The organism is Pseudomonas sp. PA1(2017) (assembly GCF_001945375.1).
In the GTDB taxonomy this organism is placed as follows: Bacteria; Pseudomonadota; Gammaproteobacteria; order Pseudomonadales; family Pseudomonadaceae; genus Aquipseudomonas.
In genome coordinates, this window is sequence record NZ_MSXU01000009.1 from 1,535,308 (window position 1) to 1,558,014 (window position 22,707).

General features: G+C 63.8%; 19 protein-coding genes. 7 read left to right on the plus strand and 12 right to left on the minus strand.

What is annotated here, in order from left to right; genetic code table 11:
* Nucleotides 1–235: 235 nt before the first annotated feature.
* From BVH01_RS13955 to BVH01_RS13970, 4 genes are all read right to left on the minus strand, one after another.
* Nucleotides 236–2,740 carry a TonB-dependent siderophore receptor gene (locus BVH01_RS13955; protein ID WP_075930860.1) on the minus strand — a complete coding sequence of 835 codons (2,505 nt, stop codon included), beginning with the start codon at nt 2,738–2,740 and terminating at the stop codon, nt 236–238.
* 84 nt (nt 2,741–2,824) lie between these two features.
* Nucleotides 2,825–3,793, minus strand: coding sequence for a FecR domain-containing protein (locus tag BVH01_RS13960; RefSeq protein ID WP_075930861.1), 969 nt, complete (start codon nt 3,791–3,793; stop codon nt 2,825–2,827).
* Nucleotides 3,790–4,293 carry a sigma-70 family RNA polymerase sigma factor gene (locus BVH01_RS13965; protein ID WP_075930862.1) on the minus strand — a complete coding sequence of 168 codons (504 nt, stop codon included), beginning with the start codon at nt 4,291–4,293 and terminating at the stop codon, nt 3,790–3,792. Before BVH01_RS13965 ends, BVH01_RS13960 begins: the two co-directional genes overlap by 4 nt.
* A gap of 248 nt (nt 4,294–4,541) precedes the next feature.
* Nucleotides 4,542–5,306 carry a helix-turn-helix transcriptional regulator gene (locus BVH01_RS13970; RefSeq protein WP_083659474.1) on the minus strand — a complete coding sequence of 255 codons (765 nt, stop codon included), beginning with the start codon at nt 5,304–5,306 and terminating at the stop codon, nt 4,542–4,544.
* A 304-nt stretch (nt 5,307–5,610) separates the two neighbouring features.
* Between BVH01_RS13970 and BVH01_RS13975 the strand changes: the two genes are divergently transcribed.
* A complete protein-coding gene (locus BVH01_RS13975; protein WP_075930864.1) occupies nt 5,611–7,299 on the plus strand; it encodes a 2-isopropylmalate synthase in 1,689 nt (562 codons plus the stop codon).
* 82 nt (nt 7,300–7,381) lie between these two features.
* On the opposite strand, the gene BVH01_RS13980 is transcribed toward BVH01_RS13975, so the two are convergent.
* Entirely contained in the window at nt 7,382–9,502 is a 2,121-nt protein-coding gene (locus tag BVH01_RS13980; protein ID WP_075930865.1) for an HD domain-containing phosphohydrolase, read from the minus strand.
* A 216-nt stretch (nt 9,503–9,718) separates the two neighbouring features.
* Between BVH01_RS13980 and BVH01_RS13985 the strand changes: the two genes are divergently transcribed.
* The gene (locus BVH01_RS13985) at nt 9,719–10,072 is read left to right on the plus strand and encodes a FecR domain-containing protein (RefSeq protein WP_256562777.1); all 354 of its coding nucleotides are present in this window, start codon (nt 9,719–9,721) and stop codon (nt 10,070–10,072) included.
* Between the two features lie 12 nt (nt 10,073–10,084).
* Nucleotides 10,085–10,681 (plus strand): OmpA family protein, encoded by a 597-nt coding sequence (locus BVH01_RS13990; protein ID WP_075930867.1) that lies wholly within the window; start codon nt 10,085–10,087, stop codon nt 10,679–10,681.
* A 7-nt stretch (nt 10,682–10,688) separates the two neighbouring features.
* Here BVH01_RS13990 and BVH01_RS13995 read toward each other — a convergent pair whose 3' ends face one another.
* The gene (locus BVH01_RS13995) at nt 10,689–12,809 is read right to left on the minus strand and encodes a CHASE2 domain-containing protein (protein ID WP_075930868.1); all 2,121 of its coding nucleotides are present in this window, start codon (nt 12,807–12,809) and stop codon (nt 10,689–10,691) included.
* A gap of 195 nt (nt 12,810–13,004) precedes the next feature.
* The gene (locus BVH01_RS14000; protein WP_075930869.1) at nt 13,005–13,907 is read right to left on the minus strand and encodes a LysR family transcriptional regulator; all 903 of its coding nucleotides are present in this window, start codon (nt 13,905–13,907) and stop codon (nt 13,005–13,007) included.
* A gap of 100 nt (nt 13,908–14,007) precedes the next feature.
* Between BVH01_RS14000 and BVH01_RS14005 the strand changes: the two genes are divergently transcribed.
* Nucleotides 14,008–14,871 carry an oxidoreductase gene (locus tag BVH01_RS14005; RefSeq protein WP_075930870.1) on the plus strand — a complete coding sequence of 288 codons (864 nt, stop codon included), beginning with the start codon at nt 14,008–14,010 and terminating at the stop codon, nt 14,869–14,871.
* 16 nt (nt 14,872–14,887) lie between these two features.
* On the opposite strand, the gene BVH01_RS14010 is transcribed toward BVH01_RS14005, so the two are convergent.
* Nucleotides 14,888–15,346 carry a GNAT family N-acetyltransferase gene (locus tag BVH01_RS14010; RefSeq protein ID WP_075930871.1) on the minus strand — a complete coding sequence of 153 codons (459 nt, stop codon included), beginning with the start codon at nt 15,344–15,346 and terminating at the stop codon, nt 14,888–14,890.
* Between the two features lie 91 nt (nt 15,347–15,437).
* On the opposite strand from BVH01_RS14010, the gene BVH01_RS14015 reads away from it, so the two are divergent.
* Together BVH01_RS14015 and BVH01_RS14020 are read left to right on the plus strand one after the other, a co-directional pair.
* Nucleotides 15,438–15,929, plus strand: coding sequence for a MarR family winged helix-turn-helix transcriptional regulator (locus tag BVH01_RS14015; RefSeq protein WP_075931042.1), 492 nt, complete (start codon nt 15,438–15,440; stop codon nt 15,927–15,929).
* The gene (locus BVH01_RS14020; RefSeq protein WP_075930872.1) at nt 15,922–17,133 is read left to right on the plus strand and encodes a PrpF domain-containing protein; all 1,212 of its coding nucleotides are present in this window, start codon (nt 15,922–15,924) and stop codon (nt 17,131–17,133) included. The genes BVH01_RS14015 and BVH01_RS14020 overlap by 8 nt, the downstream gene beginning before the upstream one ends.
* A gap of 49 nt (nt 17,134–17,182) precedes the next feature.
* Here the strand turns inward: BVH01_RS14020 and BVH01_RS14025 are convergent, their stop codons facing one another.
* The 3 genes from BVH01_RS14025 to BVH01_RS14035 all read right to left on the minus strand — a co-directional run bounded on the left by BVH01_RS14025 (nt 17,183) and on the right by BVH01_RS14035 (nt 20,196).
* Complete coding sequence (locus tag BVH01_RS14025) at nt 17,183–18,685, minus strand: tripartite tricarboxylate transporter permease (RefSeq protein WP_075930873.1); 1,503 nt, start codon at nt 18,683–18,685, stop codon at nt 17,183–17,185.
* Complete coding sequence (locus BVH01_RS14030) at nt 18,685–19,140, minus strand: tripartite tricarboxylate transporter TctB family protein (RefSeq protein WP_075930874.1); 456 nt, start codon at nt 19,138–19,140, stop codon at nt 18,685–18,687. Before BVH01_RS14030 ends, BVH01_RS14025 begins: the two co-directional genes overlap by 1 nt.
* 75 nt (nt 19,141–19,215) lie before the next feature.
* A complete protein-coding gene (locus tag BVH01_RS14035) occupies nt 19,216–20,196 on the minus strand; it encodes a tripartite tricarboxylate transporter substrate binding protein (RefSeq protein WP_075930875.1) in 981 nt (326 codons plus the stop codon).
* Nucleotides 20,197–21,022: 826 nt separating this feature from the next.
* On the opposite strand from BVH01_RS14035, the gene BVH01_RS14040 reads away from it, so the two are divergent.
* Nucleotides 21,023–21,748: an IclR family transcriptional regulator gene (locus BVH01_RS14040; protein ID WP_075930876.1), complete on the plus strand. Its 726-nt coding sequence runs from the start codon at nt 21,023–21,025 to the stop codon at nt 21,746–21,748.
* Here the strand turns inward: BVH01_RS14040 and BVH01_RS14045 are convergent.
* A complete protein-coding gene (locus BVH01_RS14045) occupies nt 21,731–22,648 on the minus strand; it encodes an amidohydrolase family protein (RefSeq protein ID WP_075930877.1) in 918 nt (305 codons plus the stop codon). The genes BVH01_RS14040 and BVH01_RS14045 overlap by 18 nt on opposite strands.
* Nucleotides 22,649–22,707: the final 59 nt, after the last annotated feature.

Below are 22,707 nucleotides of genomic sequence, written 5' to 3' on the forward strand. Positions count from 1 at the left end.
CGGGCCAAGTTCTTAGAGCCTGTTCATAATTAAGCCCAGGTTCGGCGACTTTGGCGGCGTTAGCGGCCGTTCCCAGATCCACTGTGGGAGCGCGCCATGCGCGCGAAAAATCGCGGGCATGGACTAGGCGTCCCCGCCCGCTCCCACAGATATTGCGCTGATGTCCGCTTCTGCCTTGGCGTTGCCGCTTCATGCGCAGATAAGACTTTGAACAGGCTCTAAGCGCCCAGAGAGTTTAGAAGGTACCGCGAAGGGTCAACATGTAGTTGCGCGGTGCACCGTACCAGTTGCCTTTGGCACTGCTATCGACAGTCTGGTAGTAGGTCTTGTCGAACAGGTTGTTGCCGTTTAGCGCCGCTGTCCAGTGTTCATCGAGGCGGTATTCGACCAGTGCATTCCAAACTGCATAGCCAGCTTGGGTGTAATTGTAGCTGTTGGTGCTGGGGCTCAGCGAGCCGTCGCCCAGGCGACGCTGGACATTGCCGCTAACGTAGTTGCTGCTCTGCACCGTCGCCCCAAGGCCGAGCTTCCAGTCTTCGAACTGGCCAGGCAGCTGGTAGGTGGTGAAGAACTTGAACAGGTGCTTTGGCGTTTGCGTACTAAGCGGCTTGCCAACTGCAGTGTCGTCTCCGACTTTACGCTGTTCGTTGATGTTGAAGGTGTAACCGGCGGTCAGTTGCCAGCCTGGTGTCAGCTCCCCGGATATCTCGGTATCCAAGCCCTTGCTGATATTTTCTCCGCCCGCGACATAGCAGCAGTTGTTGGCGGATGAGCCCTCGTAAAACTGCTGGATCGCGTTGTTTTCCTGTTTGGCGTAGTACAGCGCCGAAGACAGCTGAAGGCGCCCGTTGAACAGCTCGCCTTTGGTTCCCACCTCGTAGGTGTCACCGGTGATTGCTTCAAGTGGAGCGTAGGAGCTGTCGAGGAATTCAGTCTGTGACTTGTAGATTTGTGCGTAGCTCGCGTACAGCGACCACGCCGGATTCATTTCATACACGACTCCGCCATAGGGCGTGACGATGCCACTTTCGCGACCGCCATTCTTGCGGTCCGTGCCGAACGATGGCACGAGAACGTCGACGGTGTTGGCGTAGTCCGAGTAGCGAGCGCCGATTATGAGTTTAAGAGGGTCGGCAAGGTGCAGGCGGACGGTCGAATAGGCGCCACTCTTGCGGATGTTCCACGCAGGGTTTTCGTAATACAGCGGCGGGGTTCCCGGTTTCGGCAACGACCCGACATCAGTAGCGAAAATGTCGACCGGAGTCGTTACCGTCCAGTCACTGAGGTCCGAATAGCTGCGCTTGATATCGGAGTAGTCAACGCCGAAGAGCACTTCGTGGCTGCGACCGAATGCAGCGAACGCGCCCTGCAGGTTGGCGTCGAAAAGATCCTGATCATTGGTATAACCGCGGATGAAACGCTGGAATGTCGGGCCTGCCAGGGTGTCGGGATTGACGGGCTCCTCGACCTGGCCGAGGTCCTGCTGGGTATCGTATTTGGCGCGCATGAAACTGGCGTTGATTTTCCAGTCTTGCGTGAAGTTGTGGTCGACTTTTACGAAGGCTTCAGTTCTTTTGTAATTATTGCTCGACCAGTCCGCCGAGAGCTTCGTGCTGCGTGACAGACCCAGCGCTTCGCCAGTGCTGAAGCGCGGCAGGCCACTCTCCCAATAACCGTCCTGGTCACGCCATTCGTAGATTCCGCCGACACTCACTTGAGTGTCAGGAGTCAGGTCAGCTTCTAAAACACCGTAAAGCACATGCTTGTCGCTGTCGGCGCCACCGTAGAAATAGCGCTTGTCTTCTTGCGAGGCCGCCAGCCGCCCGCGCAGTGCACCGTCGAAGGCGAGTGGGCCGGTGACATCCACCTCGGTGCGGTAGTTGTCCCAGCTCCCGGCTGAAGTGCTGGCCTTTAGCTGTGGCTCGGACAGTGCGCGCTTGCGTACCAGGTTGATGGCGCCCGCAGGCTCGCCGGTTCCCCCGAACAATCCGTCGGAGCCGCGAAGCACCTGAATGCTGTCGTAGGCCGTCGTGTCTGCCAGGGTGTCGTAGGTCTGTTCCCTGAATGCCGGAGCGCCGCCATCGACCTGGATGTTGGTGAGGTTGAAGCCACGCGAGAGGATCTTGGTATTGCTGTCGTTACCGCCGATCAGGGTGATGCCGGTGGTTTGATCGAGCACTTGAGCCAGATTGGTCAGGTTCTGATCCTCGATTCGCTGGCGCGTAATGACGGAGACGGACTGCGGCGTTTCACGCAGGCTATGCGGTGCTTTACTGCCCACTGCGACCGAACCTGTAGTGTAGGAACCGGTGTTCTCGGTCGCTCCGGTCAGGTCGGTAATGCCGGTAATATCCGTGCCGGGCAGCTCGATGCTCCCGGCCGAAGCCGTACTCGGCGCTGGCGCCAGACGGTAACCGCCTTCACCCAGTTTTACTGCCTGAAGACCACTGCCTACAAGCAATTGCTTTAGTGCCTCGTCGAGGCTGTAGCTGCCATGTAATCCAGCGCTGCGCTTGCCTGCCAAATCGGCGGATTCGAAGGCAATGTTCAAACCGGTATCACGGCTCAGCTGAGTCAGCGCCGAATCCAGCGAGCCGGCGGAAATGGCCAACGCATGGTTCGCGCTGTTGGGCTGCGCCGCAGCCACGATCGGAGCGAAGGTAAGGCCGAGTCCGACACACAAGATGGCACGGCGGATGGCGAGGCATAGCGATGAGTTGTTGGGCACGATGATTCTCATTGGCATTCGGAGTGTTCTGACCTGTATGCCGGACCAGAACGAAAACTCCTTCACGATCACGAGATTTTTTGCGTGTGCATCGCGCTAAGCGCTCAGGCGGATCCAGTAACGAGTGAGAGCGTGCATACGCAGGCCCTGCGCCTGCACCAGAAAAAGTAGGGTGGCATCGGTATCGGCAAGATTGAAGTTGCCGTTGATACGGCGCTCAGCTATCTCGGGGGCGCACCCGAGATAGCCATTGCGATGGCGGCCAAGTTCGCGCAGAACCTGGGCCAATGGCATATCGCGCGCCACCAGCAGGCCATCGCACCAAGCGGCCACATCTGCTGCATTGCCCGGTTCCTGCTCAACGCCGGAAGTCGTCAGCCGCCAGATTTGGCCCGCTTGTGCGATGGTTGGATTACCTACTCGCGGCCGGATACCAACCTGACCTTCCATGACACTCAGACTGCAGGTCTGATCGTCCAGGCGCACGCTGAAGCGGGTGCCCAGCGCCTCGAATGCTCCGAGTGCAGTGGACACGGTCAACGGTCTACGCAAAGACGTTTTCGAATCACTGCCACTGATCACGTGCAGCTCACCTCGCAACAGTTCAAGCTCTCGGCTGACTGCGTCGAAGCGCAGACGCACAGCGCTGTCAGTATTGAGATCGAGCAGGCTGCCGTCCTCCAGATGCCAGCGTCGGCGTTCGCCAACCCTGGTGCTGAAGTCGGCCACCAGTCGCTGCCACGGCGTGGTCTCGTAAGCTGTCCAGCTTGTACCGCCTGCCGCCGCGAACAAGGTAAGAAACTTGAGCATCTGCCGACGTTGCAGCCTTGCCTCCGGCAGCCTGTCCATGGCCTGCATGGCCAGCCCGGCAGGCATACCTGCAAAACGACCACCCAGACTCTGGATGCGCTCCCAGGCTTGCCGATGCTCTTCTCCTCGGGCAAGCCAATCATTGAACGCCAGACGGGTGGCCTCTTCGGGCTGATTGTAAGTCAGGCGAATGGACCACTCGATGGCTTGATCGACTATCTCTTTCGGGAGCGCAGGAGGTGCCACGCCGCTCACGGGTTAATCTCGAACGCCAGTCGGTAGCAGTTGCGCAAGGCCATTGCAATGTCGCGCTCGACCGTGGACAGAGATACGCCCAGGCGCTCGGCGATTCGTGGACAGGTCATGCCGTCCAACTGAGCGAGCAGGAAGGCTTCCCGAGCCCTGGGCGGTATCTCATCGAGTAGCTGATCGATGGCAATCAGCGACTCGATTGCCAGGGCACTGGTTTCAGGTGAAGGCACTTCGACCTCAGGCAGATGTGCGAGGGTCTCCAGCCAGGCGCGTTCGACATCGCGTCGACGCCAAAGGTCGACCGCCAGCCCACGGGCGATGGTGCGCAAGTAAGCACGGGGCTCAAGCAAAGCTTGTGCATGGCGGCGCTGTAATACCCGCACGAAGGTATCTTGAGCGAGGTCGGCAGCATCGGCAGCGTTGTTCAACCGATGATTCAACCAACCCCGCAGCCAGCTGTGATGCTCGACATAGAGATGCTCGATGGGATGTCTGCCGGACATGCTATTCCTGCCAAAAGGCTGATAAATGATAAGCGATCGCATTATTGCTGGCATCATGCCGGTAGGCTAGCTCTTTTGGTAGTACGGCAATCGTTCAGCGCCCGAATCAGCCAATTGAGACCGATTGCTCCCATCTCAAAATCCCACCGTATAGGCGGCAAGGTCACAGCCCGCGCGCTACCTTTTGCTGGCAAAGCACTCATTTCCAGGGCATGTCATCAGGAATGTTCAGCGTCTTGACGATTGACTCAGCTGTAGAAGCTCGAAGGCGCCACGCCGAACTGCCGGCGGAACGCGGCGGCGAACGCACTCTGGCTTTCGTAGCCGTGCTGCAGCGCGACTTGCAGCACGGGTTGGCCTTCGGCCAGGGCTTCCAGCGAGAGCAGCAGGCGCGCCTGTTGGCGCCAGCGGCCGAAGGTGATGCCGGTGCTGCTCAGGAAGCGGCGGTGAAAGGTTTTCGGGCTCATGGCCAGGTGGTCTGCCCAGTGCTCGGCGCCATCGGCCTGCGCCGGGTTTTGTGCCAGTGCCAGGCACACGCGGGCGATGCGTTCGTCCTGCGGCCAGGGCAGGTGAAAGGGCAGTACCGGCAGGCTGCGCAGTTCATCGAGGAGAAAGCGCATCAGGCGTCCGTCCCGGCTGTCGGCGCTGTACTGGGCGGGCACCTGTGTGGCCGCCAGGATGAGTTCGCGCAGCAGGGGCGATACATCGATCACGCAGTTGCCGGTCGGCAGCCCGTCGACGGCATCGGGGTTGACGAACAGGCTGCGCATGCAGGCCTTGCCGCGGATGCGCAGGGCGTGCTCGACGCCTGCCTGCACCCACACGCCGCGGGTTGGCGGTATGACCCAGCGGCCCGCCGCGGTCTCGACCGACAGGATTCCGGATATGGCGTAGATCAGCTGCGCGCGCGGGTGGCTGTGGGCGGGCACCTGATGACCATTGGGATAGTCGACCGAAACGCCGGTAACCGGCATCACCAGGGATTCATAGGGCAGGTGGCTGTGGTCGACCATGGGCGCGTCCATTCTGTGCGGTCTGCCAGCTTAGCGGCAGTGATGACCATTTGGCGATAACGACGGACCATTTGTCGTGAGTGGTCAGCCGCCCGGCTGCCTATGCTGGGCACCTCTCTGACCGGAACCGCGCCATGAACCTTCTGCTGCCCTCGCTACCGCTACTAGCCCTGGGCTTCGGCCGGGGTCTGTCGCCGCGTGTGTGGCGCCGACTTGCGATCTCCCCCAGATCCCGGCCTTGAACAGCTCGCCATAGCGGGCAGGGGAGGTCGGCAACGCCCGTCTCCCGTTCGAGGTTCGCCCAATGCTGCGCAATCCACATTCCAAGTACCGTGCCTTTCCTTCTATCGACCTGCCCAACCGACGCTGGCCGTCGCGCCGTATCAGCCAGGCGCCGGTGTGGCTGTCCACCGACCTGCGTGACGGCAACCAGGCGCTGTTCGAGCCGATGAACCGGCAGCGCAAGCTGCAGCTGTTCGGCGAGCTGGTGCGCCTCGGTTTCAAGGAGATCGAGATGGGCTTTCCAGCCGCCTCGCGCACCGATTTCGAGATCATCCGCCAGCTCATCGACGAAGGCGGCATTCCCGACGACGTCACGCCCATGGTCATGACCCAGCTGCGCGAAGACCTGATCGACGAGACCGTGCGCGCCGTGGCTGGCGCGCGGCGGGTGATCGTGCACCTGTACAACGCCATCGCACCGGTCTGGCGGCGGGTGGTGTTCGGCCTGTCGGTGGACGAGGTAGAGCAACTGGTGGTGCGCCACGTGCAATTGCTCAAGGAAAAGGTGGCGACGCACCCCGAGACCGAATGGGTGTTGCAGTATTCCCCGGAAACCTTCTGCATGGCCGAACTGGAGGTATCGCTGCGCATGTGCAACGCCGCCATTCGCACCTGGGATGCCGGCCCCGGTCGGCCAATCATCATCAACCTGCCGACCACGGTGGAAGTGGCGACGCCCAACGTGTTCGCTGACCAGATCGAATGGATGCACGAGCGCCTGGCGCGCCGTGAGCACGTGGTGCTCTCGGTTCACCCGCACAACGACCGCGGCACCGGCGTGGCCTGCGCTGAACAGGCGCTGCTGGCTGGCGCCCAGCGGGTGGAAGGCTGCCTGTTCGGCAATGGTGAGCGCAGCGGCAATCTCGATCTGGTCACCCTGGCGCTGAATCTCTATACCCAGGGCGTCGACCCGCATCTGGATTTTTCCGATATCGCCGGTGTGGCGCGAGTCGCCGAAACCTGCACCGGGCTGCCGATCCATCCGCGTCATCCCTATGTCGGTGATCTGGTGTTCACCGCCTTTTCCGGCTCGCACCAGGATGCCATTGCCAAAGGCTTCGCCGCCCAGGATCCGGCGGGTTTCTGGGAAGTGCCGTACCTGCCGATCGACCCGAAAGACCTGGGGCGCACTTACGACAGCATCGTGCGGCTCAACAGCCAGTCGGGCAAAGGTGGCATCGCCTACCTGCTGCAGCGCGACCACGGCGTGTCGATGCCGCGGCGCATGCAGGTCGAGTTCAGCGCCATCGTGCAGAAGATGGCCGACAGCAGCGAAACGGAGCTGGCCAGCGCCGAGCTCTGGGCCCTGTTCCAGCGCCACTATCTGGCCCCGGCACGTGCCGGTGGCGAACTGGCCTATCTCGGCCACCAGTTGTTCAAAGACGAAGCGGGCCAGGGCGTGACGCTGGAGATCATGCTGCCGGACGGGCGCCGGCAGACGCTGCGGGGGATCGGCACTGGCCCCATCGACGCTGCCGTGGCGGCGCTGGGCCTGCCGATCCGTGTCGACAGCTACGAAGAGCGCAGCCTGGGTGGCGGTGCTGCCGCCGATGCCCTGGCGCTGGTCGAGGTGGCCTGGCCAGGTGTGGCCGGCTCGCGCTTCGGTGCCGGCAGCCACGCGAACATCGTCGTCGCCTCGATTCAGGCATTGCTGGTGGCGGTGTCACGTTTCGACGGCGGCCCGGCGCAGGTGATGCAGGGGCTGAGCTAGATCGCGGGTCGGTAGCCGTGATGCCGCAGCAGCGAAAGCGGGCGCCGCAAGGTGCTCGCCTTACACCGCCCCTTGGTAGCCTTCAATGCACAGGGCTTGCAGCAGCCTGGTTCTCCTGCGTCTGCTCGCCGGGCACGAAACGCTCGATGTCGATGACATCGATCTGGTCGGGGTGCAGGTGGCGCTGGGCGTAGCGCATCGGCAGTTCGCTGCGCAGGAACAAGGCGAACAGGTCGGCATCGATATGCCCCTTGTCGCGTAGCGTGGCGAGGATGGCGATCGACTCCGAGAGGGTCTTGGCCTGCTTGTAGGGGCGGTCGGAGGCCGTCAGCGCTTCGAAGATGTCGGCGATGGCCATGATGCGCGCCGGGATGGATAGCTGGCTCTTGTCCAGCTTGCGCGGGTAGCCGGTGCCGAGCAGGGTTTCGTGGTGGGTGCCGGCGTATTCCGGCACGCGCTTGAGGTTCGACGGCAGCGGCAGGTTTTCCAGCATGACGATGGTCTGGATGATGTGCTCGTTGATCTTGAAGCGCTCTTCGGCGGTCAGGGTGCCCTTGCTGATGCTCAGGTTGTAGAGCTCGCCATGGTTGTAGAGGTGCTCCGGCACGCTGACCTGGAAGCCGTACTTGGGGTCGAAGTCCTTGGTTTCGGGGCGTGGGAAGATGTGCTGTGGCTTGTCGGCCAGCAGCCGCTCGCGCGCCGGCAGTGGCTCGGCGGGCAGTTCGGCCACGCGCATCAATTCGGCCTGGGACAACCCCAGGCGATCATCGAAATGCCTGAGCCAGGTGCGCTCGGCAGCCTTTTGCAGGGTGCCGACGTGCTCGGGGTTCATCAGTTCGCTGCCGATGTTGCAGCCGGCGATGAAGGCGAATTCGTCCTGCAGCGCCTGGGCGGTAGCCTGGTATCGGGCGTCCGCCTGCGCCGGCTCCTGCCCGTCCCGTAGCTGCTGCAGCCGCTCGATCTGCGCGTCGCGCAGGAGCACCTCGAAGCGCATACGCACTTCGTGGATGCGGTTGTAGATGGTTTCCAGCTTGGTGGCCTTGTCGACTACGTGCTCGGGCGTGGTGATCTTGCCGCAGTCGTGTAGCCAGGCGCCGATACGAAACTCACGCCACTCGTCTGCGGTGGTGAAGCGAAAGCCCGCCAATGGCCCTTCGTTCACTTCACTGGCGGCCTCGGCAAGCATCATCGCCAGTTCCGGCACGCGCTCGCAGTGGGCGCCGGTGTACGGGCTCTTGGCGTCGATGGCGCCAGCGAGAATCTCGATCATGCCGTCGATCAGCGCCCGCTGCGAATCGATCAGGTTGTGGTTTTCCAGCGCCACGGCGGCCTGGGAGGCGAGGGCGCCGATGAAAGCGACCACTGGCGGCGAGAAGGCGATGACCTCGTCGGTCTCGACGTCCAGGGCGTTCATGAACTGCAGCACGCCGATCACTTCGCCGCCGCGGGGCGCCAGGGGCACGGTGAGCATGGAGACGGTATGGAAGCCCGAATCGCTGTCGAAGCGACGCGTCCCGCTGAGGTCGAAGCGGCTTTCGGCGTACACGTCGTCGATCACCACGGTTTCGTTGTGCAGCGCCGCGTAGGTCGACACGTGCCGTTCATTGGGTGCGCCGCTGTGCGGATCGTGCAGGGGAATCTCGACCGTCGGCAGCTCGTCGTCCATCGAGCGCAGGGCGAAGCGCAGCGTACCGTGTTCGGTCTTCAGGTACATGGTGGCGGCCTGGGCGTTACAGGTGCGTTTACCCTGCATCAGGATATGGCGCAGCAAGGCGTCACGGTCGCGTTCGGAGGACAGCAGCAGGCCGTTTTCCACCAGGCTGGCGAGCTTGAGCTGCGAGGCCTGCAGTGCCTGAGTCTGGCTTTGCAGGGCGGCCTTCATGTCGATGTGATTGCGGTTGAGGGTTTCGATCTCGGCGAACAGCGACGCCGGCGGCAATTCGCCGGAGAAATCCATCTGGCGGATTTTTTGCGTGTCCTGCACCAGCAGATCGATGGTGCGATCTATGCTCTGCATACCGCCCAGCACCAGCGGCATCGTGCACAACAGGATGCCCACGGACAGGCCCAGCACCAGCAATGGCGGGGCACCCAGCGTCAGGGCGAGCAGAGGCGCCAGCTGCAGCAGCAGAAACAGGGTGACGACCAGGCTCCTGCTCCTGAAGCGGAGTCTGAATCGCTGCTTGATTTGCCCTGATGACATACTGCAACCTGCGCTACGGTCCCATCGTGTACTTCACGTACCATCCGACCAGGCAACGGTGCTGCGGCTGGATGTGCAACGCTCAGTTCGACTCAGGGAATGAGAATGAAGAAGGAGAGTACTGTGTTTGCACCTTTCAGGATATGGCCACTAGCTGGCGTATTGCTAGTAAGTTCGGTTTTTGCCGCTGAACCCAGTTCGTCGATCGGTTACGTGATGAAGGTTCAGGGTGAGGCTAGCGTCACCCAGGGCGGATCGAGCGAGGCCGCGACGATCGGCACGCCGCTGTACGTCGGCAGCACGGTGAAGACCGGCCCGGCGGGCTCCATGGGCGTGACCCTCAAGGACAACACGGTGATGTCCTTCGGCCCCAACAGCGAGCTGACCCTAGACGAATTCATCTTCGACCCCGCCCAGGACGATCTGAAGCTGAGCGCCAAGATCACCCACGGCACGCTCGATTACATTTCCGGCACCATCGCCAAGCTCAAGCCGGAGGCCGTCGAGATCAACACCCCGACTGGCACCATCGGCGTGCGTGGCACGCATTTTCTCGTCAAGGTTGATTGAGGCCGACACGGCATGTTTTCCAATCCGATGCGCGCCGCTGCGCTCCTTTTCTGCGCCCTGCTGAGCACTGGCTGCGCCTCCAAATCCTACGTGGTGCTGATGGAGAGCCCCGATGGCAGCACCGGCGCCATCGAGGTTCGCACCGACAGGGGCCTGGCCCGCGTGGATCAGAAGGGTTACGGGGTCAATCTCGATGGCCGCAGCGCCACGCCGTATCAGGTCGAGCAGCCGCGCATCGACAAGGACTTCTCCGCCGCGCGGGCAGCCCAGCCGGCGCTGCCCAAGAGCTACCTGCTGTATTTCCGGACTGGCGGCGCCAAGCTGACTGCGAAATCCCAGGCGGAAATTCCCGAGATCTTGCAAACCGTGCGTGACCGCGGGCCGTCCGCGGTTTCGGTGATCGGCCATACCGACACCGTTGGCAGCAAGCTGGACAACGAAGACCTCGGCCTGCTGCGCGCCCGGGCCATCGCCCGCCAATTGCAGGACAACGGCCTGCAGGCACTGGAACTGGTGGTGACCTCCCACGGCGAGGGCAACCTGCTGGTGAAAACCCCGGACAACACGCCGGAGCCTGCCAACCGCCGGGTGGAAATCACCATCCGCTGAGCCCGCGTCACTTGCTGGCCATCACCAGCCGGCTGCCATGCTCGCCATGGCGCAGCCGTTGCAGGTGATAGGCCACCAGGCCGTCCCGGGGGCGCTGCTCGGCGAGGGTTTCGAACGCGACCAGGGCTTCGCTGGCGCCGCTCGCCAGCAGCCCGTATGCCGCTTCATAGGCGTCATCACGCTCACTCATCGGCACGACCATGGCCTCCAGCGGCTCGAACACCTGCACCGCCTCGGCCTTGCCCTTGAGCACCACCTCGCCGACCGGACGCATCGGCACCTTTGGACAGTGCTCGCGGATTGCGCCAGAGACGCAAAGCAGGGTGCCGACCTGCCCGTTCAGGCTTTCCAGCCGCGAGGTGGTGTTCACCGGATCGCCCAGGGCGCGGTAATCGAAGATCACCGAGCCGCCGAAGTTGCCCACCACCACGTCACCGCTGTGCACAGCGATGCGCGTCTGGCCGAAGGTGATGCCGCGTTCGCCCAGGGCGGCTACGTAACCCTGGGCGAAACGGTTGATCTCCAGGGCGCAGGCCAGGGCGCGCTGCTGATGATCGGCCTGGGGGATCGGCGCCGAGAACATGATCGCCACCGCATCGCCGACGATGCGATCCAGCGTACCTTCGTGGCGAAAGGCGATGCCGATAACCTGTTCCAGGTAGTCGTTGAGCAGGCTGACTGCTGCCTCGGGCGCCTGGCGCTCCATCATCGCGGTGAAACCGGTGATGTCGGTAAACACGAAGCTGCAGCTTTGCCGCTGCCCGCCGAGGGTCAGTTGCTCCGGGTGGGCGACCAGATGATTGACCAGGTTGGGCGACACGTAGCGTGAGAAAGCCGCCTGGATCCAGCGCTGCTCGCGCTCGGCAGCCATGTGGCGAACGATGCTCGCGGCGCCGTAGACCAGCATCAGGCCGAGCGACGGCGTGAACAGGTCGAGCAGTAGTCGGTGGGTCACGAAGCCGTACCAGGCCACCGCGTTCAGCGCGGCTACCAGCATGAGCATCAGTACGGCTGACACCAGGGCCGGCGCGTAAAGTGCCAGTATGCCGAGCAGCACGCCACCCAGCAGCAGGGCCAGGGCCTCCACGGCCAATGCCCAGCCGGGGCGCAGCAGCAAGGTATCGGTCAGCACCTGTTCTAGGGCCTGGGCGTGCACCTCGACGCCGGGAATGATTCCGCCCAGCGGGCTGAAGCGCAGGTCCTGCAGGCCCTGGGCCGAGGTGCCGACAAGAATGATGCTGCCGTCGACCGGCGGCGCCGAGCCGTCCAGCACCTGCCAGGCAGGAATGCTGCGACTCGCCTGCGGCCGGGAGAAATACACCCACAGCTCGCCGCTGGCTGCGGTGGGAATCTGCACACGGCCGATATCGACACGCTGCACGCCGGCCTCGCTGCTGACGATCCGGTAGCGCCCCGTGCGCTGCGCCACACGCAGCGCCTCGGCCACCAGCGAGGGGCGCAGCTCGCCGTTCAGCGACACGAAGAGCGGCACCCGGCGTACCACGCCGTCGGCGTCGGGCCTGAAGGTCATGGCGCCGATACCGCGGGCGGCCTGTTCCAGTGCCGGCAGCGGGCGCGCGGCGCCCTGGAAGGCGGGCACGAAGGCGATGGGTGAGGGGCCTTGCTGCACCATGCCGAAGCGGCTCAGCGGTGGCCCGCCATTGCGGGGGCTCTGCTCGGCGGCGAAGCCGAGCACGACATTGCTGCGCTTCAATACCTCGGCGAACTGCCCGTCATGGGCCGGCAGGGTTGCCAGCTGCGTGGCCAAGGTCGGCGGTAGCAGGTTGCCGCGAATGAGCTGCTCGGGCGAGGTGCGATCAGGCTCGGCGAACAGCACGTCGAACACCACCGCTGCCGCGCCAGCCTGCTCGAGCCGCTCCACCAGCGCCGCTACCTGGGTGCGCGGCCAGGGCCATTGGCCGATGCGCGCGAGGCTCTGCTCATCCAGGTCGACGACGCGCACCGGCGCTTCCTGATAAGGCCGCGGCTGCAAGCGTTGATACTGATCGAACACCGCATGGCGGGCCTTCTGCACCGGCACCGGGTCGAGCAGAAACACCATGAGCAGGCCCAGCAATACGGCCAGGCAGAGGCCGCCGCCTGTGCTGAACAAACGGGATCTAGGCATGCGCAAGGGCTCTGGGTGGGATGGGGAGCTGCAGCTGGGGCATGGGTTCGTACCTGAGATGCCGGGCGGACTGGGCGGCTTACCCAGGCACGAGCCTGTCGCGCAGCAGCCGTTTCCCGTTTCATCTGGCCGAGTCAGTCAGCGCGGCGATTCGCTCGGGTGCGACTTTGCCACATAAACCCCATTCATGGATGCTCAGCAGGGCGCCGCCTTGACGAAATCGATAAAGGCCCTGAGCGGCGAGGGCAGGTAGCGGCGCCCCGGGTAATACAGAAACGGGCCCGAGAAAGTCTGCCACCAGGGTTCCAGTACCGGTTCCAACGCGCCGCTCTGCAGGTGCGGGCGCAACCAGTCCTCGAACAGGTAGACCAAGCCCAGGCCATCGATCGCCGCCTGCACGGCCAGGTCGACGGCGCCGCCGATGCGTACGATCAGCGGCCCGGCGGGGTCGACGCTGATGATCTCGCCGTCGCGTTCGTACTCCCACAACGGCATCGCGCCGCTGGGGAACTTGCCGCGCAGACAGGCGTGCTGCAGCAGGTCGCGCGGGTGTTCGGGGCGGCCGTGGGCGTCCAGGTAGGCGGGCGAGGCCGCGGTGGCGCAGCGCTGCAGGCGCGGGCCTATGGGCACGGCGATCATGTCCTGTTCCAGGCGATCGTCGTAGCGAATGCCGGCATCGCAGCCAGCCGCCAGCACGTCGACGAAGCTTTCCTCGGCGATCACTTCAACGCGGATGTCGGGGTAGGCTTTCAGGAACGGGGTGATCAGCGTGGGCAGGACCAGCCGCGCGGCGCTCAGTGGCACGTTGAGTTTCAGGGTGCCGGTGGGGCGGTCGCGAAAGTCGTTGATCACGTCCAGCGCCGAGGTCACTTCGCCCAGCGCCGGTACGATGCGGTCCATCAGCAGGCGGCCCGCTTCGGTCGGCAGGATGCTGCGCGTAGTGCGATTGAGCAGGCGCACGCCAAGGCCGGCCTCCATGCGCCGCACGGCGTCGCTCAGGCTGGAGGCAGATTTGCCACTGAGCCGCGCACCCTCGCGAAAACCGCCGGCGTTCACCACGGTCACGAAGGCCAGCAGGTCCTGAATGTCGGTGCTCACTGTTCGCTCTCCCGTACGACCTGTGCTGATTGCACTCGATTATCGGCGCAGTGGTCAACGCCTATAGTGGCCTCGACATCCACTGATCGAGGCAGATGACATGAGCAACGCCAGCCAGGCCGGTACCTTTACTCTCGGTGAACGCACCGTCAATCGCATGGGCTACGGTGCCATGCAGCTCGCCGGGCCCCATGTGTTCGGCCCGCCCCGGGATCGCGCTGCGGCGTTGGCGGTACTGCGTGCCGCGCGCGATGCCGGGGTCGACCATATCGACACCGCGGACTTCTACGGCCCGCACGTCACCAACCAGCTGATCCGCGAAGCATTGCACCCCTATGGCGATGAGCTGGTGCTGGTCACCAAGGTCGGTGCCCGGCGTGAAGCGGATACATCCTGGCACCCGGCCGCGACGCCCGCCGAACTGACGCAGGCCGTGCACGACAACCTGCGCAACCTGGGGGTCGAAGCGCTGGACGTCGTCAATTTCCGGGCGTGGGGTACGCTGCATGCCCCCGACGAAGCGTCCATCGAGGAGGCGTTCGGCACCCTGGCCGACTTGCAGCGCCAGGGGCTGATTCGTCAGCTGGGCCTGAGCAACGTATCGGCGGTGCAGATCAGCCAGGCCCAGCGCATCGCGCCGGTGGTCTGCGTGCAGAATCACTACAACCTGTCGCACCGCAACGACGAGTCGCTGATCGCCGAACTGGCCCGCCAGGGCATCGCTTACGTGCCGTTCTTCCCGCTGGGTGGTTTCTCGCCGCTGCAATCGGAGGCGTTGTCCAGCGTGGCGGCGCGCCTGGAAACGTCGCCGCTGCGGGTGGCGCTGGCCTGGCTGCTGCAGCGCAAGCCGAACATCCTGCTGATTCCGGGCACTTCCTCGGTGGCGCACCTGCAAGAGAATCTCAGCGCCAGCGAGCTGATGATTCCCCCTGCGTTGCTGGCCGAACTGGACGCCCTGGCCTGAAAGAGGAGCGTTAAGGCTATAGCGCCTTCTTGTAGCCGATATGCGAAGCCTCGAAGCCCAGCCCTTCATAGAAGCGCTGGGCGTGCTTGCGGGTGTGGTCGCAGCTCAGCTGGATCAGTTGGCAGCCGCGTGCGCGGGCTTGCTCGAAGGCCCACAGGAACATCTCGCGGCCGATGCCGGCGCTGCGGCAGTTCGGGTCGATGTGCACTGCCTCGATCTGTGCGCGCCAGGTACCCAGGCGCGAAATGTTCGGCAGGAAGGTCAGCTGCAGGGTGCCGATCACCCGGCCCGCTTCAGCGACCACCGCCAGCACCTGGTTCGGCTCGGCGTCGATGGCCTCGAAGGCACTGACGTAGGCCGCTTGCAGTGGCGTGGAGGCATCTTCGCGAGCCTGGCCGAGCGAGTCGCTGGCCAGCAGGGCGACGATGGTTTCCAGGTCGGCGCGCTGTGCTTTGCGAAAGGTCAGGGTCGACATGGGGCGGTCTCCGGGACAGGCGATGGATGTTCGTTGCTGGAAAACTACATTAGCGCTAATGTATTTGGCAAAGGTGCTGATGGAGCCGTCGATGACCATGAAGATCGAACCCGGCCTGGGTGAGTTGCTGCGCTACGTATCCGAGTTGGTGGAGCGGGGCGCCGAGCAGCATTATCAGGACATGGGCCTCACCTACCGCGCGCGCTATACGCCAGTGCTGCGCGCCATCGAGGCGGGCGCGCAGACCATCACCGAGATCACCGCACGCACCCACCTGACTCAAGGGGCGATCAGCCAGACGGTGAGCCAGATGGAGGCGGACGGCCTGATCACCCGCCAACGCGGCGCCGATGCGCGCAAGAGCGAGATCCACCTGGCACCGGCCGGGCAGCGGCTGATGCCCGTGCTGATCGGCCATTGGGCGGCGACCTTCCGTGCCATAGAACGGCTCGAGCAGGAGATCGGCCATCCACTGCGCCTGGTGTTGCAGTCGGCTGCCCAGGCGCTCCAGGACCAGAACTTCTCGCAGCGCCTGAGCGCCGCCAAACGACCCACAGCAGCAGGAGTGACCAGCAATGCATGAGCCCCTTTCGACAGGTATCCGCGTAGAAGGCGGCGTGGTGGCCTTTCCCGTGCACTTCATGCGCGGCGGCACCTCGACCGGCCTGGTCATCGACGAGCGCTTCGCCCCTCAGGACATCGCCTTGCGCGAAGAACTGCTGCGTCACCTGATGGGCGTGCCGCTACATGGCGAGGCGCCCGGCAACCGCCAGCTCACCGGCCTGGGCCGCGGCCCGGCGACCAGCAACAAGGTGTTCTTCGTCGAGCTGGAAAACGTCGAGGGTCAGTTGCGCCTGGTCAGCACCCTGGCGCAACTGGCCGCCAGCCACTCGGCCATCGACTGGAGCGTGAACTGCGGCAACATGTCGTCGGCGCTGCCGCTGTGGGCGCTGGACGTAGGCCTGGCTGACGGCGCGAACGGTGATTTCGAGATCGATATCCGCAATACCAACACCGGCGTGATCACCACCGGGCGGGTGCTGCGCGACGCCGACAACGCGCTGCGCAAGGTGGCGATTCCCGGCGTGCCGGGGCAGTTTCCCGGTGTCGACCTGTTTCTGCATCACCCGGTCGGCGCCAAGACCGGTGCCTTGCTGCCGACCGGCAATGCGCTCGACGAGATTCTCGGCCATCCGGTGTCCTGCGTGGATGTGGCGGTGCCGATGGTGATCATCGACGCAGCATCCTTTGGCAAGACTGCACGCGAGCCGCTCGCCGAGCTGGAAGCCGATAGCGCCTTCATGTACGCGCTGCGCGAAGTGTGGATCGAGGCGGGGCTGCGCATGGGCCTGAAAAAGCGCAGTGGCGAGCCGATGAGCCGCGAGGACATCAGCCGCAGCGAAACCATCCCCAAGGTGTGCATCATCGGCCCGGCTGTGAACGGCGGCACACTCTCGGTGCGCTACTTCACCCCGCAAACCTTGCACGTCTCGATGGCCGTGTCCGGCGGCTGCTGCCTGGCCGCTGCCACGTTGATACCCGGCACCGTCGCCGCCCGCCTGGCCGCCGCCACACCGCAAGTCGGCGAGCAGTTCGCCGAATATGCGGTAGCCATGGAAAACCCCGCCGGTATTCTCGACGCCACGGTGGTGGCTCGCGATGCCGGTGCCGGGTTGGAGGTCAGCACCGTCGCCTACCGCCGCAGCGCCCAGGTGCTGCAGCGCGGGCACGTGCCGTTGTACAACGCGTCGCAGGAGTTGGCGGCGGCGCTGGTGCAAGGGGCATAAAAAAGAGCCGCAAACTCTCGCTTGCGGCCCTTTGTGCTCAGCCAAACGATCAGTTGGGCAACTGCGCAGCGGGCGCCTTTCTGCTGAACAGCGGGCGCAAGCCGAGGAGCAGCACGAATACCGTGAAGGCCAGTACGGTGGCGCTGATCGGGCGGTCGATGAAGGTCGAGAAATCACCGCGCGACAGCAGCATGGCGCGGCGGAAGTGTTCTTCCATCATCGGGCCGAGCACGAAGCCCAGCAGCATAGGTGCGGCGGGAAACCCCAGCACGCGCATGCCGTAACCAATGGCACCGAACACCACGACCAGCAACACGTCGAAGGCGCTGTTGTTGACGCTGTAGGTGCCGATGCAGATGAACATCAGCACCGCCGGAAACAGCAGCTTGTAAGGCACCATCAGCAGGCGAACCCAGAGGCCGATCAGCGGCACGTTGAGGATCACCAGCAGCACGTTGCCGATCCAGAAGCTCATCACCAGCCCCCAGAACAACGACGGCTGATCGGTCATCAGCTGTGGGCCAGGGGCGATGCCGTGGATCATCAGCGCGCCGAGCATCAGCGCCATGGTGGCGCTGCCGGGAATGCCCAGGGCCAGAGTGGGGATGAAGGATGTCTGGTCGGCCGCGTTGTTGGCTGACTCGGGGGCCATGATGCCTTCGATGGCGCCCTTGCCGAAGCGCTCGGGCTGTTTGGCGACGCGGCGTTCCACTGCGTAGGCCATGAAGGCGGCAATCGATGGGCCGGTGCCCGGCAACGTGCCGAAGAACGAGCCGATGGACGAGCCGCGCACCATCGGCATCCATGAGCGTTTGACGTCATCGCGCGTGGGCTTCATGGCGGACAGCTTGAGGCTGCTGCGGTCTACGCGGCTGCCGTCGACCTTGCCGATGCTGGAGATCACCTCGGCCACGCCGAACAGACCCATCGCCAGCGCCACCAGGTTGATGCCGTCAGCCAGGTCCAGAACGCCGAAATCGAAACGCCGAGTGCCGGTGTAGATGTCGCTGCCCACGGTGCCGAACAGGATGCCGAAGGTCACCATGATCAGACCCTTGATCACCGAGCCGCCGGAGATATTGGACGCCGCCACCAGCCCCAGCAGCATCAGCGAGAAGTACTCGGCCGAGGAGAAGTTCAGGGCGTAGGCGCTGATGGTCGGCGCGAAGCTCATCAGCAGGATGATGCCGATCGAGCCACCGCAGAATGAGGCCACGGTGGTCATCAGCAGCGCGATACCGCCGCGGCCCTGCAGGGTCATGGGGTAGCCGTCCAGGCAAGTCACGGCGTTGGAGGGCGAGCCGGGCACGTTGAGCAGGATGGACGCCGTATTGCCACCGTAGGACGTGCCGTACCAGATGCCCGCCAGCATGATCAGCGCGGCGGTGGGCTCCAGGTGGAAGGTCATCGGAAACAGCATGGAGATCGCTGCCAGCACGCCGATGCCGGGAATCACCCCCAGCAGAGTGCCGAGAAACACGCCCACGAAGCAGTAGAACAGGTTGTACATCGAGAACGCGGTCTCGAGGCCGAGCAGTATGTTTTCAGACATCAGAAGTCCCACCGAATGAGGACGAAGTTCATGCCCAGGCCGACCTGGAAGATCAGGTAGGCCAGCGCGCAGAGCACGGCGCCGAGGATCGCCACCTGAGCGATGCGGGCCTTGTTCTCGGCGAACGAGGAGACCAGCACCACCGCCAGCACCGCAGGTAGCAGGCCCAGCGTCTTGACGCTGACGGCGAACAGGGTGACTGCGATCAGCACCAGCGCAGCAGGCCGCCACTGCACCTCGATGGGTCTGACCACCTGCGTGCGCAACAGCGAAACCAGGCTCAGTAACAGGCCGAGAAATACCAGAAGGCCGCCCATTGCCAGGGGAAACATACCGGGCCCCATGCGCTGCAGGGTGCCGGCGTTGAAGGCGCTCGATGAATAGGCGGCCACAGCGAAGCCGCACAGGGCGATAAGGATGCCGACGACGACATCCTGATAATTGCGAGCCGGCATATCGGGCTCCTCAGCATCAGTGGGGTTAGGGTGACTCTCGCGCCCTCATGCAGCCGAGGAAGGCGCCGGCCGGTTTCAGTTGACGGTCGCGCCCGAGGTCTTGATGACGCTTGCCCAGCGCTCCAGCTCCTGGGAGAGCAGCGTGGAGAACCATTGGCTGTCCTCGACCACCACGGTGCTGCCTTCGGCTTCCAGCGAGCTGCGCAGCGGCTCGGATTGCAGGGCCTTGTTGATCGCGGCGTTGAGGCTCGCCACTTGCTCGTCGGTCATGCCGGCCGGCCCGACGACACCTTTCCAGTCACTGGTTTCGAAGTCCGCGAAGCCCGATTCGGCCACGGTGGGGACGTCCGGCAGCACCGCGTTGCGCTCAGCCGAAGTAACGGCCAGGGCACGGATCGAGCCGGAGCGGATGTGCGGCAGAACACTGGGCAGGCTGCCGATGTACACGTCGACCACGCCACTCATCACGTCCGAGATGGCCTGGGCGATGCCGGGATAGGGCACGTGGGTAAGCTCGATACCGGCTTCGCTCGACAGCAGCTCGACCGACAGGTGGGCGACGGTGCCCGAGCCCGGTGTGCCGAAAAGTACGCTGCCCGGGGCCTTCTTGGCGGCCGTGAGGAAACCTTCCATATTCTCGATTGGCGATTTGGCATGGGTCACCAACACCATGGGCTGGGTAGAGATGACCGCGATGTGTTTGAAGTCCTTCATCGAATCGTACGGAATGTCCTTGTACAGCGATGGGTTGACCGCCAGGTTCGAGGTCTGCCCCATGCCGATGTACTGGCCATTGGCGGTGGCGCGCGCCAGCTGCGCGAGGCCAATGTTGCCGCCCGCGCCTGGACGATTCTCGACCACGAAATTCCAGCCGGTTTCCTTGCCGATCTGCTGTACCAGCAGACGCGAGGGTATATCGGTACCGCCGCCGGGCGGGAAGGGCACGACGAAGTTGATGTTGCCCTGCGGGTAGCTGTTCGCCTGGGCGGGCAACACGGTGGCGGCGATAGCGAATACCGCGCATGCCAGCATCTTGCGTGGAGTGTTCATGGCCATGGTCGGGTTCCTGTCTGTGGCGGATCTACGAAGACGCTCGTACCGCACTTTTTGTTGTCGATGGCAGAGGCTGCCGGGGTGTCTGGTGAGTGAACGCGGGATCGCGAATGCAGCAGAAGTTCTGGCCTGTGCGCCAGGAGCGGGCGTTCATCTCGGGGTTGGTAGAGGATTGCTCATGGCAGACCGATGCTGACCATGAAGCATGCCGTTCTAGTCGCTAAGTCGGGTTGCGCAAGGCGTCGAGCGCGGGCTCGGGGTGTGATCGCGAAGGCGCAGGCAGGTGCGCGAAGCGATGGTTTGCGCCATAGGGGCTGTCGCGGTGTGGAGCGTGGATGGGCTCATGGTGGGATCCTTGTCTTTTTATTGATCGCCGGCCGCTGTCGCTCTCAGGCGTCGCAGCATTTTGCGAGACTAAACATAACAGAACGTCATTTCAATATTGGCGGTCCGGCAAATGACTCCATGGCATGCAGGCATTTTGACCAGCGAGCACTCTGGGATTAGAACGCGATAATTGGCTGCAGCTGTCGCGTCAGCAATGGTGTGGGCTCCAGCTGATGGACGCTCGATCCAGCATCGCCGTTAGCACCAAAATCTAGGGTTTGAAACTTTGTTTCATTATGTTTTTGCGGTCCTTTCTAGCTGCGCTGCCGTCCGGGTACCAGAGAGAGGCCACCCAGGTTGGCCGCACGCCTGGACCCTGTCGGCGCGAAGCGGGGTGCGACCGGCCGTGTTCGGTGCATCTATGGCAGGGCGTGCGGTGTTGGCGGATAATGCGCCGCTGTCCCGAACGCGGGGCCAATGGCAAATTGATGAGGAATCACTGATGGTGAAAGCGCGGCCGCGTCCGGCGGTAAACGGAGTGGCTTCGGCTGACCGGGTTCTGACCGTTCTGTCTGCCTTTCAGGTCGGCGATACGGCGTTGAGTCTGGTAGAGCTGGTGGAGCGTACCGGGCTGATCAAGAGCACGATCATGCGACTCATGGTGTCGCTGGAGGATCACGGCTTCATCAATCGCATGGCCGACGGGCGCTATCAACTGGCCAGCGAGGTGATGCGGCTCAATGCGGTGTACCAGGAGGCGCTGGACCTCGAGCGCCACGTGATGCCCAGGCTGCAGGAACTCGCCGAGTACTCGGGCGAGACGGCGTCGTTCTACGTTCGCCATGGCGCCTACCGGATGTGCCAGTTCCGGGTCAATTCACGGCACCGGCTGCGCATGAACATGCAGCCAGGCGACATGCGCCCGATGGATGAGGCCGCGGGTGCGCAGGCCCTGCGTGCGTCTTATGACGTCGGCAGCAAGCTGGACAAACCTTATTACTCGCGGGGCGCTACAGATCCCCATGCTTCGTCCATCGCGCTGCCCATTTATGGCGCCCAGCAGGAGCTGATGGGCGCGCTGGTAATCTCCGGGCCGGCCAGCCGCTTGACCGAGGAGGCGGCGGCGAGCCTGCGCCAGGTGTTCCTCGACACCGCCCGGGATCTCATGCGCAGCCTCGGTTTCAAACCGGCCGACGGCAAGACAAAGACCTCAGAAACCGTAAAGTGACACCGGGTTGTCGCGCAGGATCAGGCTGAGCGCCTTTTCGTCAGGCGCCCAGTCGGCCAGCAAATCGAGCACCCTGGCGTCATCGGGTTTCTGGTCTTCGGCGAGGGTCGGGTGGGGCCAGTCGCTGCCCCACAGCATGCGTTCCGGGTTTTGGCCGATCAGCGCCGTGGCGACCTTGCCCGCGTCTTCATAGCCGGGGCCGCCGACCTTCGAGCGTACGTAGGGTGCAGACAGCTTGACCCAGACCTTGCCGTTGTCCACCAGGCGGCTGAGGGCGGCGAAGGCATCGGAGTGAATGCCTTCGGGTTGCGGCACGTGGCCGAGATGATCGATGACCACCTTCGCCGGCAATTTGGCCAGCCGGTTTTCCAGCTCGGCGAGCAGGTTGCCGGCTGCGAATTGCACGTTCCAGCCCAGTTCGTTGACCCGCGCCGCCAGGGTTTCCAAATCATCGAGGCCTACCCCGCCCGTGCTCAGATTGAAACGAATGCCCCGTACGCCGGCCTCGTGCAGACTGGCCAGTGCGTCGTCGTCGATCGAGTTCTCGATCACCGCGACGCCGCGCGCATCGCCATGGCTGCGTAGCAGGCCGTCGAGCATCAGGCGGTTGTCGGTGCCGTAGGTCGACGGGGTGACGATGACCATGCGCCGAATGCCCAGGCGCTTCTGTACGGCGCGGTACTGCTCAAGAGAGGCATCGGGCGGAAACAATGTGGCCGTCGGTGAGGTGGGGTAGCGGCTGTCATAGAGGTGCATGTGGCAGTCAACGCTGCCGGCTGGAGGCGTGAAGCGCGGGCGTAGCTCGGCGTTGTTCGAGGGCTTGCTGGCGAGGGCGTTGAAGGCGAGGGTAGCGCCCAGGGCGCCCCCTGCCTGCAGGAAGCGACGTCGGGAAAACTGCATGGTGGTTCTCTTTTCTTGTTGTGTGGGATGAGGACGCCAATCCTGCGCGGGGCAGGATT